The 11,556-nt window shown below is 58.5% G+C and carries 10 protein-coding genes; 4 read left to right on the top strand and 6 right to left on the bottom strand.

Features of this window, described 5'->3' with window-relative positions; all coding sequences use genetic code 11:
* Positions 1-258: 258 nt before the first annotated feature.
* The 5 genes from repB to ACRCSW_RS01790 all read right to left on the bottom strand — a co-directional run bounded on the left by repB (position 259) and on the right by ACRCSW_RS01790 (position 5,356).
* Positions 259-1,263 carry a plasmid partitioning protein RepB gene (gene repB, locus ACRCSW_RS01770; protein ID WP_438702284.1) on the bottom strand — a complete coding sequence of 335 codons (1,005 nt, stop codon included), beginning with the start codon at positions 1,261-1,263 and terminating at the stop codon, positions 259-261.
* Entirely contained in the window at positions 1,260-2,438 is a 1,179-nt protein-coding gene (repA, locus tag ACRCSW_RS01775) for a plasmid partitioning protein RepA (RefSeq protein WP_438702285.1), read from the bottom strand. The genes repB and repA overlap by 4 nt, the downstream gene beginning before the upstream one ends.
* Positions 2,439-3,075: 637 nt before the next feature.
* Positions 3,076-3,519: a PIN domain-containing protein gene (locus tag ACRCSW_RS01780; protein WP_438702286.1), complete on the bottom strand. Its 444-nt coding sequence runs from the start codon at positions 3,517-3,519 to the stop codon at positions 3,076-3,078.
* The gene (locus ACRCSW_RS01785; RefSeq protein ID WP_438702287.1) at positions 3,519-3,791 is read right to left on the bottom strand and encodes a type II toxin-antitoxin system Phd/YefM family antitoxin; all 273 of its coding nucleotides are present in this window, start codon (positions 3,789-3,791) and stop codon (positions 3,519-3,521) included. The genes ACRCSW_RS01780 and ACRCSW_RS01785 overlap by 1 nt, the downstream gene beginning before the upstream one ends.
* A gap of 434 nt (positions 3,792-4,225) precedes the next feature.
* Complete coding sequence (locus ACRCSW_RS01790; RefSeq protein ID WP_438702288.1) at positions 4,226-5,356, bottom strand: TRAP transporter substrate-binding protein; 1,131 nt, start codon at positions 5,354-5,356, stop codon at positions 4,226-4,228.
* A gap of 530 nt (positions 5,357-5,886) precedes the next feature.
* On the opposite strand from ACRCSW_RS01790, the gene ACRCSW_RS01795 reads away from it, so the two are divergent.
* From ACRCSW_RS01795 to ACRCSW_RS01805, 3 genes are all read left to right on the top strand, one after another.
* Positions 5,887-7,065, top strand: a complete 1,179-nt coding sequence (locus ACRCSW_RS01795; protein ID WP_438702289.1) for an OmpP1/FadL family transporter — start codon at positions 5,887-5,889, stop codon at positions 7,063-7,065.
* Between the two features lie 32 nt (positions 7,066-7,097).
* Positions 7,098-8,507 carry an aldehyde dehydrogenase family protein gene (locus ACRCSW_RS01800; RefSeq protein ID WP_438702290.1) on the top strand — a complete coding sequence of 470 codons (1,410 nt, stop codon included), beginning with the start codon at positions 7,098-7,100 and terminating at the stop codon, positions 8,505-8,507.
* A gap of 147 nt (positions 8,508-8,654) precedes the next feature.
* Complete coding sequence (locus ACRCSW_RS01805) at positions 8,655-9,500, top strand: GlxA family transcriptional regulator (RefSeq protein WP_438702291.1); 846 nt, start codon at positions 8,655-8,657, stop codon at positions 9,498-9,500.
* Here the strand turns inward: ACRCSW_RS01805 and ACRCSW_RS01810 are convergent.
* Positions 9,445-10,796, bottom strand: a protein-coding gene (locus ACRCSW_RS01810; protein WP_438702292.1) for an IS3 family transposase whose coding sequence is annotated in 2 segments (ribosomal slippage) — positions 9,445-10,458 and positions 10,461-10,796 — 1,350 coding nt in all. Because the reading frame shifts where the segments join, the coding sequence is not laid out codon by codon here. The two genes, ACRCSW_RS01805 and ACRCSW_RS01810, sit on opposite strands and share 56 nt — an antisense overlap.
* Before the next feature lie 64 nt (positions 10,797-10,860).
* Between ACRCSW_RS01810 and ACRCSW_RS01815 the strand changes: the two genes are divergently transcribed.
* Complete coding sequence (locus ACRCSW_RS01815) at positions 10,861-11,325, top strand: methyl-accepting chemotaxis protein (protein ID WP_438702293.1); 465 nt, start codon at positions 10,861-10,863, stop codon at positions 11,323-11,325.
* Positions 11,326-11,556 lie beyond the last annotated feature (231 nt).

The raw sequence follows: 11,556 nt of genomic DNA on the forward strand, positions 1-11,556 counted from the left end.
GGTTGCACGTCCTTTGCCTTTCATCAGGCAAAAGAAATTGGCTGCGCCAAACGACGCCGATTCTTGACAACGATTCGGGGAAGTGGTTCTCTCTCAGCTGCGAAACAGAGCGAGAAGGCTTCCGGACGGTGACGTTTGGGGGCCTTTTCCTTTTGCGGTTCTACCTCATGGTTTTCTGCACACTAGACCGGTCGCTGAAGATGAACTCCCCAGCCACCTCCCGATGCCGAGCAAGACTTGCTCGGCGTTTCCCGTAGCCTATCCAGTCCCCTTCGACGCCGCATAGCGACGATAGAGATCTGGCAATTCAGCCACGATGAACTCACCGAAATCAGGTGCGACTTTCTGATTGACGACAAGGGTTAGCTTGGAAGTCGACCGCTTGATCGCGGCCGCTTGCCGACCTTCCGGGTCGCTCCAGTGCTCGGCTTCCAGAGAGGCGGCCGGCTTGGATCGAATCGCCGCGTCAAAGATTGCAAATCTTGTGTCGCTATCGGCTTTTGAAAAGTTGTCGTCACCCGTCAGTCGCACCAGCGCTCTGCGCCAGTCGTGTCCCTCGAGCAGCTCTGCTAGAGCCGCCCAGCGAGGCCGCCCGGTTTTTGGGGCGGAGCCAATGGCTTCGACGACGGGTCTTGGGATGGCGCGCCCAATCGAAATGATACGCGACAGCTGCGTCTTCTCCAGGCTCAACGCAGCCATGATGACGCCACGGTCGAATCCTCGATCTTCGAGCACGACGGCGAACGTTGCCTTCTCGATGTAGGAGAGATCGAGCCGCGCCGAGTTTTCCTGACCCTGCGCGACGACAAGTTCCGCATCGCTCAACGCCTTGACGATGGCTCGGACTTTTCGGCCCAGTTCGGTGACAGCGCGAAGCCTTCGGTGCCCATAGGCTACCTGGTAGCGCCCGGCTTCTGAGGGATGGGGACGAACCAAGATCGGAATCTGCTGACCATGATCGCGGATTGATTCCACTAGAGCCCGATGGTCGTCTGGTGATCCATCCAAGCGGTCGGACACGAATGAGATATCAACCAACGACGGATCGAGCTCAACGACTGATGTTCCAGAGCTGACAAGAGCCCTCGCCTCTTCGACTGCCGATGCGATCTTGCCCAAGGACTTGCCCATCGCACCGACCGCTCCCGATCGCACGTGCTGCTTCGGCGGTGGAACATTGGCTGGAGGAGCGTCAGAGTTGCCAACTGGCAACTGACGGTCTCGGGCAGTCAGGAGGGCGCGAAGAGTGTCTTTGCGGCTCATTCTGGCCTCCCCTTCAAGGGTCGGCCCCAAGCTTGGCGCATGAGGCCTTCGATCTCGCCATTCACCGCATCGAGTGCCTCGACCGCTCGGTCGTAGGTGGCTCGGGTGAAATTCTCCCTGCCAACCTCGTAGAGCGTTTGTTTGGAGAGACCAGCGTCAGAAATCGCAGTCGACTTCAGCATCGTGTTGGTCAGTACACGATCCCGGAACAGCGATCGCATAAAGGCGACCATCTGGGTCTGCGGTCCGTCTGAAGGCTCATACCGCGTGACGACATAGCGGATGAAATCATAATCGAGGTCTGCGCCCGCTTCTTGGACAACGGATAGCAGATCGGCCGCCATCAGCAGGAACTGACACATCGACATCACGTCCAACATCTGCGGATGGACCGTGACGAGAATGCTCGTCGCTGCACACAGCGCGCCCAGCGTGAGGAATCCGAGCTGAGGGGGGCAGTCCAGCACCATGACATCATAGTTCTCAGCGACCTCGCCAAGCGCAGATGCGATACGTCCGAAGAATGCCTCACTCTCACGATCCAGCAGCGCCTTTGGCGTATCGTGTTCGAACTCCATTAACTCCAAATTGCCAGGCACGATGTCGAGGCCTGGGAAGTACGTTGACCGCACAATCTCCTTCAATGGCCGCCGTGCGTCGTCGTACCGGATGGCTCCATAGAGCGTTTCATTCGGACTGACGTCGAACTCAGGCTGGTAACCATGCAGAGCCGTCAAGGAGGCTTGCGGATCGAGGTCAACGGCAAGGACGCGATACCCCCGAAGTGCGAAGTACTGCGCAAGGTGCGCAGCTGTCGTCGTCTTACCCGATCCGCCCTTGAAGTTGACGGCTGCGATCACTTGGCATGGCTCAGCCGCCGTACGCCGAAACAGGTATTCTTTTCCTTTGCCGGTCTCGTGCAGCAGCGCGCGCAGTTCGTTGATCTGGCCGAGCGTGTAGGAGCGTCGACCGCTCGCCGTCGTCTCAGGCTGGGGGCCCTTACCCTCCAGCGACAGTTGACGCAGGTAGCCATCGGCGATGCCAATCAGCTTGGCGGCCTCTCCAGACGAGAACGACCGCAGGGTCTTCTGAGAAGCAGGCGGGAAAAGGGTCTGCCGGAGCGCATGCAGCTCCTCGGAGAGGGCGGCACCATCCCCGGCAATGACATCTGTCATTCTTGCTTTGGCTATCGTCATCGCTCCAGGTCGCTCTGCAGAATGTTCTAGCTACGCTTTACGTCAAAGCTGCGCCGGAAAACCGCAGATTTTATGCGCCCGATTCTAAGGCCTTGGCAAGCATTATTGGGTTAACGAGACTTAACCGCTGTGGCAACGGGAAGCCGTCCAAGTTGCCAGTTGGCAACTTCAACCTTGCGATAGGCCACAGGTCGGCGATTTAGCCCGGAGGAACCTGTTGCATCCTGGTAGGTCCGAAATCGCTCTTCAAGCTCGTCGGCGCAGCACACAAAATCCCACGCGATGGTTCGATCCCGTCAAGCCGCGGTCGCCGCAGCACGGCAAACTGGCGACTGTCCGCCCACCACATTTTGCTACCGGCGGCTTACCTTCGCCAAGCCCTGCCGCAACACTCCTGTCTCCGATGCGCTGCCTAGGGCAGGGGAGGGGGCTTGGCCCGGCGGCCGGATGTCTAGCTTTCGAGAGACGCGATTTCTGTTGCGATAGTTGGCTGAACCCAGACCTTGGTATCGTCAGGATTGGAACAATAGGCACGGCATCGCGACGGCAAACCTTCCTGGCTCGACCGTATGCGTTATCTGATCGGGAGGGCAACGACAGTCTCGTTGGTCGCGGATTAGTCACCAGGTGGAGTTGCGACCGGATCGATGGCCGCCACGCCCGTCGGTTCGATGTGACGAAGATTGCGCGTGAGCACTGCCAAGCCGTTGACCTCAGCGGTCGCGGCGACGATCAGGTCCGGTAGTTCGATCACCATCGGCCGCGCCCGTTCGGCGCAATGTGCGATCGCCACCGCCGTCGCGGCGTCCAGCGGCAATATGCGGTCGGCGAAGTCTTTACGAATGGCGCTCGCTAGGGCTTCGATTTCGCCAGCGCGCGCGGTCTGGCCGAGGCGGCGGAGCTTCAGGATCCCGTTCTCGATCTCAGTCAACGTGATGGCGGCGAGCGCCAGTTCAGTGCCGTGCCGATCAAGCCAGACCGGCAAGTGACCCCGGTGTTCAGCGCGACGCGGATCGAGCAGGGAAAGGACGTTGGTGTCGAGGAGATAGCGCAACGCCATCAGGTAAAGTCGCCACCAAGCTCGCGCGGCCCGCGCATCCAGGCCGGGCGATCGAGAGCGTCTTCGGCGAAGGCGCCGGCTTCGCCGAGCGCCAGAAGCGCTGCGCCAAGATTGCCAGAGACCGCCCCAGCGTGTTTTAGCCACTCGGCTTCAGAGACAACCACGACGGCTTCTTTGCCATGGCGCGTGACACGCTGCGTCTCTCCGGCAAGCGCACGGTCGACGACTTCTGAAAAGCGGCTGCGCGCCTGATGCACTGAATAGCTGCGCATTATGGCCTCCTGTACGACATGTACAAAATAGATTGATTTATGTACGAATTCAAGACCGGCCTATGCCGCCGCGATCGACCGGACACTTCGGGCTGACAAACGTTTCGCTGCGAGCTGCGGCTCGGTTTCAGGACGGTCGGAGCGCGCATCCAGCGGGGCAGGGGAGGGGGCTTTCGCCGGCCTGGTCAGCGCTTCCAAAAGTCTCCGATAAGCCGGGATTATCGAATAAGACCGTGAGCAGCCTCACAAGGCTTTCCGCGACGGGGCTTGGGCTTGCACGGTAAATATGGCGTCGCCGTTGACCTCGAAGCCGGGCAAGAAGGCGGCAATCATGCAACACGTTGCATGATTGCCGGTACCCTTCCCCAACGTCCGACCTGGCGGGAATGCCGACATCCCCACATTCTGTCGGCCCGGCAGCAAGCCGTCGGCCTTCATCCCCTAACTCGCTTACTATAGACGAAATTGTCATAGCTCGCCTCACCGACGCGGAAGTAAAGCTCATTCTCGTCAAGGAATTTCTTCCAAATTGGATATATTCGTGCGAACTCCGGGCTGCGCGCCTTCAGTTCTTCGAAAAGCTGGAATGTTGCATCATATGCCGCGTTCATTATTTGCTGTGAGAAGAAGCGGAGTTGCCCACCAGCAGCCACGATGTTTCTCAGGCCTGGCGAGTTGATTGTGTCGCAATGGGCGACATGTGTTGCGTATGTTGCCGTGCAGGCCGCTTCCAATACAGCTTTGTAATGTCTTGGTAGTTCCTGCCAGTGGGAATTGTTAACGAATAGCATTACCGTTGCCTGTGGCTCCCACCAACCGGGCGCGTAGTAGAATTTGGCAACCTTATGAAAACCAAATTTGAAATCGTCGTGCGGGCCAGCCCATTCTGCCGCGTCGATCGTGCCTCGCTCCAACGCCGGATAGATGTCGCCGGGCGCAATCTGCTGTGGGACGACGCCGAGCTTGGCCAATACGTTGCCGCCAAGACCAGGGATGCGCATTTTGACCCCTTTGAGGTCATCAACCGAATTTATCTCCCTGCGGAAGAAGCCACCCATCTGCGCGGTGGAATTGCCGCACGGCAAGCTGTGGGTGCCGCGCTTGTTGTAGAATTCGTTAAGGAGTTCCAGCCCACCGCCCTTGAATAACCATGCCGCCTGGCCTCTGGTGTTGAAGCCAAACGGCAGCGTCGATCCGAAAGCGTAGGCAGGATCCTTGCCGACCGAGTAATAGGACATCGTATAGGCGCATTCGACGGAGCCAGACTCGGCAGCGTCGAGCACAGACGGCCCTCCAGGCACGATTTCGCCCACGGCGAAACTTTGCAATTGGAATTTACCGTCCGTCGCTTCCGAGACGCGGCGCGTGAGATCGTTGGCGGATACAACCACAGAATCCACGGTTCTGGGCACAAACATTGGCATTCGCCACTTGAGCGGCGGATTTGCCTGCGCAATGGCGGGCGCGGCTATGGTGCTTGCGCTGGCGGCAACCGCGCCGCCGATAAGTCCGCGCCGCGAGACGCCTGCCTTGCCCAAGCTTGCACTACAGTTGAGTTTCTTCATGATGCACCTTTTGCGCTCTCAGTTAGTTCTGCGCCCGCACGCTTACCGCAAGCTTGGCTCCATCGCGCGACGCCAAGCCAAGCGGCGCGGAGCCGCCGATGAAAGGCACCACTGACGCCGGCGCGGATTTGATTTGGCTTTGAATCTGCGGAGACGGATAAAGTGCAGCCAAAGTACAGAGCTGCCAGACACAGCAAATATACCCGACGAATTCGCTTTTGATATTCCATGGCGTAAGGAACCTCAGATTATTCTATCAACTGAAACACCGATGCATTTAGATATCAATTGTCGAAGATTGAGGGCATGCCGCACAAACATACGAGATCATTTGCGGAGAACACAGCGACCGATTCTCTTGAAAAAGGGACGATGGTCAAACACAATCAACACGGACAAATGACCGTAGGGCGCTTTGGCTGCAATTGACGTCTGTTTGTCTCTGTTTGTCTCGAAAGCCGCCTGTCAACGACAGCCGCTGTTTCCTACGATCCTCATTGTGGATTCAGAGGCTGGGGAGATGGCCGGAAATGAAAATCAGGATCATGTTTGGCGCAACCGTTGCAGCGCTTCTGACAACAGGCCATGCCCAAGCGGCGAATGGCACGCAGTTCCTTGGATATGGCGTTGCAAATTTTGGACTAGGCGGAACAGGCATAGCTTATGCGCTTGACGCCACCGCCGCCGCCAACAATCCCGCAGGCATGGGCTTTATTGGCTCAAGGCATGATTTTGGGATGACGACGATTTTCGTCGATGTGCAAACAGATGCGTTCGGGCGGCGAATTCAAGACAAGGGCTTCGCAGCAGCTGTGCCCAATGGCGGCATTAACTTCGATTTACGCAACGGATGGACGCTTGGCATTTCGAGCTGGGGCGGGGGCGCCGGCGTCAACTATGGCCAAAAACTCATTCCATCGCCCTTTGTGCCAGGCTCGAACTTCCGCAGCTCTCTAAATCAAGTGTTTATTGCGCCAACGGCAACTTACGAAGTTGCACCGGGTCATAGAGTGGGCTTCTCGGTTGTCGGCTCAATCCAGCGTCTGTCACTAGGTGGGCTGCAGTTCATCGGCAAAGATAATCCTGGCAGCGACTGGGCCTTTGGTGCAGGCATCAAAGTCGGCTACATGGGCCAGATCGCGCAGGGCGTGACGCTGGGCTTAACATATCAGTCGCCGATCTGGGCGACCAAGATGGGCAAGTATGACGACGTTATAGCCGACAAAGCGCGTCTGACCATGCCTCAGGAGGCGGGAGTCGGCCTAGCCTTCAACTTGTCACCTTCTCTTGTTTTCGCCATCGACTACAAGTGGATCAACTGGAGCGCGAGCAAGGCTGTTGGCAATGCATTCGACTCTCCCGGAGCGCTCGGTGCGTCCAACGGCCCAGGCTTTGGCTGGAAAGATCAGCACGTCATCCGCGCTGGCCTTGACTACATGGTCAACGAAAAACTGACTGTGCGCCTCGGCGGCAGCATCGCCAACAATCAATCGACCAGCAACAGCACCTTTCTGTCAGCGCTTGCGCCTTTGATTTCCGGGCCCGGCATCTCTTCGGGCTTCACCTACAAGCTTGATCAGAGAACAGAGATCTCACTGGCGGTTGCCCATGAGTTCCAGCGCAATCGCAAAGGGACAGGGGCAAGCACAGGGATAGATCTGAGCCTTTCAAACACCTTCGTGGTTTTTGGATTCGGACAGAAGTTTTGACCGGACCAATACTGGGACCGAGGAGGATTAAAATGGCGGATGAGTTCAGAAATCTGATTGACGGTTCATTGCGGGGCAGCAGTCTCCAGTACGAAATTCTCAATCCCGCAAACGGGAACATTGTCGGCGTCGCGCCGCAAGCGACTATTTCAGACCTGGACGATGCAGTGGCGGCGGCACGCCGTGCGTTTCCTGCCTGGTCGTCGCTCGCACATGCCGAACGCCAAGCCTACTGCAACAAGCTGCGCGACAAACTCGAAGGGCATGCTGACGAACTTGCTCGCCTTCTGACATTGGAGCAGGGCAAGCCTCTGAATGGCATGGGATCTCGTTTCGAGCTTGGCGGCGCTCAAGCATGGACAGGCTACACGGCATCGCTCAATCTGCCGATTGAAACGCTGCAGGACAATGAACAGGGACGCATTGAGCTTCACCGCAAACCTATCGGCGTGGTGGGATCGGTCACACCCTGGAACTGGCCTTTGATGATCGCAATCTGGCATGTCATCCCGGCCATTCTTGCAGGCAACACTGTCGTCAACAAGCCATCGCCGTTCACGCCGCTCTCGACCCTGCGGATGATGGCGCTAATGAATGAGGTTCTGCCTGCTGGCGTGATCAATTCGGTCAGCGGCGGAGATGATATCGGAAAGGCGATGTCATCGCATGCCGGAATCGACAAGATCGTCTTTACAGGTTCTATCGCGGCTGGCCGGAGCGTGATGTCTTCCGCCGCAGAAACAATGAAGAGACTGACTTTGGAACTGGGTGGAAATGATGCCGGAATTGTTCTCCCGGATGCTGATCCCGCGGCGATTGCCGAAGGTCTTTTCTGGTCGGCATTCATCAATTCCGGCCAGACCTGCGCAGCTTTGAAGCGGCTGTACGTCCATGACAGTATTTATGAAGACGTCTGTGAAGCTGTAGCGGCGGTCGCCCGCGCGGTTCCGGTTGGCGACGGTCTTGACGAGGCAAGCGCTCTCGGCCCGATCCAAAACCAGCGGCAGTTTGATAAGGTCGATCGCCTGGTCCGCGCGGCTCAAGACGGTGGCGGGCTTGTTCTCGTAGGCGGCGAACGCATGAAGCGCGAGGGGCTCTTCTTCCAGTCCACCATTGTCGCCAATGTAGAAGACGGAAACCCACTGGTTGACGAAGAACAGTTTGGACCAGTGGTCCCCATTATCCGCTACAGCAAGGTTGATGATGCGGTCGCCCGGGCGAACCGCAGCCAGAACGGACTTGGCGGATCCGTTTGGTCGCCAGATCTCGATGCCGCAAAGAAGGTCGGCATGCGCCTCGAATGTGGTTCAGTGTGGCTCAATAGGCATGGAGCCATTCAGCCAAATGCACCGTTCGGCGGCGTGAAACAATCAGGAATTGGAGTCGAGTTCGCCGACGAAGGGTTACGGCAGAACACAAACATCCAGGTTATTTACGGCTGAGCTCTAATGCATCCGCTTGCAAGGCATTGTCATTCGGAGTGTGATGGAGAAAGGCACAGTCGGTCAAGCACAACGCCTTAGCAAACTTAAAGCATTATGGTTCAGCAAAGGGCCACTTTTGACGAAATCAAAGAGCCGCATCATGTCATGATCGTGGCCTTTGATGGTGTGACTTTGATTGACATCGTCGGGCCGGCTGATGTTTTCAACCTCGCGTCAAAATTCGCACTTCCTGTGGACAGTCGGCGTTACAGGCTAACGCTTGCTTCGATTGCAGGTGGCCCGATTGTCGCGTCGAACGGCATCGTCGTTCATACGGTTCCTATCAGCGAAGTCGACTTTTCAAGTGTCGGAACGTTGATGGTTCCCGGCTCTGGCCCACCGGACAATCCGCCAGTGCCGAAGGATATTGTCGACTGGCTGCGGACTCACGCGCTTGGACCTTCCCGCGTCTGCGCCGTTTGCACTGGAATTTTTTTGCTTGCCGCCGCAGGCCACACGGAAGGGAAGTCTGTCACAACGCATTGGCAGGCTGTCGACGTGCTCCAGCGGCGCTACCCTTCCATGCGCGTGACAGCTGACGCGGTCTATATCAAGGATGGAAAAGTATGGTCTTCGGCCGGCTTCTCGACGGGAATTGACTTGGCGCTCGCGCTGATCACTGAAGATCACGGGCATGATGCAGCGCTTGATGTCGCCAAAAGTCTCGTCCTATTCGTCAAACGCCCGAGTGACCAACCACAGATCAGCACGCCCCTGAAGCTTCAGAGCCTATCCAATGCTCAGTTCTCCGCGCTTCACGCATGGATCGCCAACAACCTCGATAAGAAGCTGACGATTGGCGCGCTGGCAGATTTCGCCGGCTGTCCGTCGGCAGGCCAAATGGGACAAGCTGGGCGTTTCAGTAAGGGAGGATCTGCTCCATCTGGGTTGAAGGTTAGGCTGCCTGCAGGCGGTGCTGCAAGCGGCGGTTGGCGATTGTCATGCGCTTGATCCTTTGGCGCTCTGCGAGGATCTCGGCAGCGCGGCCGAGGTAGACGTCAGCTGGCGTCACGTTGTCGAGGCTCTCGTGGTAGCGGGCATGGTTGTAGTGGCTGACGAAGGCCGCGACCTGCCGTTCGAGTTCGCTGGGCAGGTAGTAGTTGTCGAGCAGGATGCGGTTCTTGAGCGTCTGATGCCAGCGCTCGATCTTGCCCTGCGTCTGGGGATGGTAGGGCGCGCCGCGGACATGGCCCATGCGCTTGTCGGCGAGCCACTGCGCCAGATCCTCGCTGACGTAGGAGCTGCCGTTGTCGCTGAGCAGCCGCGGGCGATGCAGAACGGTGACGTGATCGAGGCCAGACGCGTTGAGCGCCAGGTCGAGCGTTGCGGTGACGTCATCGGCGCGCATCGTGCTGCACAGCTTCCACGCCACGATGTAGCGCGAGAAGTCGTCGAGCACGGTGGAGAGGTAGTACCAGCCCCAACCGGTGATCTTCAGGTAGGTGAAGTCGGTCTGCCATAGCTGGTTCGGCGCGGTGGTCTTGTCCTTGAACTCCTCGGCCGCCTTGATCACCACGTAGGCCGGTGAAGTGATCAGGTCATGCGCCTTCAGCAGGCGATAGACCGAGGCCTCTGAGACGAAGTAGCGCCGCTCGTCGGTGAAGCGCACGGCCAGCTCGCGCGGCGAGAGATCAGGCGCGTCCAGCGCCAGCTTGACGATCTGGTCACGCACCTCGTTTGGGATGCGGTTCCAGACACGATCGGGCCGCGAGCGGTGATCGGCCAGCGCCTCGGGCCCGCCCTCGCGATAGCGGTCGTACCAGCGGTAGAAGGTGGACCTCGGAATGCCGAGTTTTCTCAGTGTCGCCTTGGCAGGCAGATGCGACTGCTCGACCAGGCTGATGATCTCGGCCTTCTCGGATGCGGGGTATCTCATTCCTCGTCTCCCCCATCCGCGGTCATGCTTTTTTTGAGCAGGCGATTTTCCAGAGTGAGATCGGCCACAACCTCCTTCAGGGCGGTCGATTCACGGCGCAGGCCCTTTACCTCGTCGGATGTGGCGGCCCGCGCCGTGTCGCCCGCGAGACGCCGCTTGCCAGCCTCCAGGAACTCCTTCGACCAGCCGTAGTATTGCGAGGCGGCGATCCCCTCGCGGCGGCACAGCTCCGAGATGCTGTCCTCGCCACGCAGGCCATCCAGCACGATCCGGATCTTGTCCTCAGCCGACCAGTGCCGCCGCGTTGCGCGCCGAATGTCCTTGATCGCCTCTTCCGCCGAACTGGCGGGCATCATCTGCTTCTGTCTCATCGTCGCTCCTTGGTGTGACGATGGACCAGAAACTCTCCTTTGCCGAGATCACCCGTTCTGTCTCATGGGTGCTGACGGGGAACACACAATCGAGGCCGCTCGGGCGGGCGATGCCGGCAGAGGTTTCGCGGTAGTGGCGAGCGAGGTTAAACAACTCGCGAACCAGACGACCGCCTCGACCGATCAGATCGGAGCCTTGATCGCGGACATTCAGATGCAGACGAAGGACGCCGCGCAATTGATCGGCGAAGTGACGGAGCTGGCGTCAGCAGCCCAACACGCTTCGTCGGCTGTGTCCGCCGCGATCGAACAGCAGAAGGCTGTCTCCAGCGAGATCGCCCGCAGCGTCGGACAAACCTCGGCCGGCGCCTCCGAGCTCAACGAAAACATGGAAGGCGTCGCCTCCGTGATCCGTGAAACGTCGTCCAGCGCGGTCAGCAGCCTGGAGATGTCGGATGCGCTCGCGGCGAATGCGGAAAGACTGCAATCCTCCGTGCAAGAGTTCCTCGCGCGCGTGAAGGTGGCCTAGCTTCAAGATGCTGGAGCGAGGGACTCCCCCATCGCACTCCGTAATCACCAGACGTTTCGGCTCGATTGTTTTTGAGCCGAATGATCACGCAACAAACAGATGTCGGCTTGAATTTGCGCAACGCTTTCGCGTGTGAGCCTACTGGACGTTGCTGACCTCATGGACAAGTGAGCAGTGAACAGCCACGCACCCAACCCCGCTTGGGCGTTTTTGATCTCCCGCCTGCCTGAG

This window comes from Tabrizicola sp., assembly GCF_051645465.1.
GTDB lineage: Bacteria > Pseudomonadota > Alphaproteobacteria > Rhodobacterales > Rhodobacteraceae > Tabrizicola.

Excerpts from the sequence above, each read along its gene's own strand:
- ACRCSW_RS01800 (WP_438702290.1), top strand. The coding sequence starts at position 7,098 with ATGGCGGATGAGTTCAGAAATCTGATTGACGGTTCATTGCGGGGCAGC.
- ACRCSW_RS01815 (WP_438702293.1), top strand. The coding sequence starts at position 10,861 with ATGGGTGCTGACGGGGAACACACAATCGAGGCCGCTCGGGCGGGCGAT.
- ACRCSW_RS01795 (WP_438702289.1), top strand. The coding sequence starts at position 5,887 with ATGAAAATCAGGATCATGTTTGGCGCAACCGTTGCAGCGCTTCTGACA.
- ACRCSW_RS01805 (WP_438702291.1), top strand. The coding sequence starts at position 8,655 with ATGATCGTGGCCTTTGATGGTGTGACTTTGATTGACATCGTCGGGCCG.
- ACRCSW_RS01790 (WP_438702288.1), bottom strand. The coding sequence starts at position 5,356 with ATGAAGAAACTCAACTGTAGTGCAAGCTTGGGCAAGGCAGGCGTCTCG.
- repA (WP_438702285.1), bottom strand. The coding sequence starts at position 2,438 with ATGACAGATGTCATTGCCGGGGATGGTGCCGCCCTCTCCGAGGAGCTG.
- repB (WP_438702284.1), bottom strand. The coding sequence starts at position 1,263 with ATGAGCCGCAAAGACACTCTTCGCGCCCTCCTGACTGCCCGAGACCGT.
- ACRCSW_RS01785 (WP_438702287.1), bottom strand. The coding sequence starts at position 3,791 with ATGCGCAGCTATTCAGTGCATCAGGCGCGCAGCCGCTTTTCAGAAGTC.
- ACRCSW_RS01780 (WP_438702286.1), bottom strand. The coding sequence starts at position 3,519 with ATGGCGTTGCGCTATCTCCTCGACACCAACGTCCTTTCCCTGCTCGAT.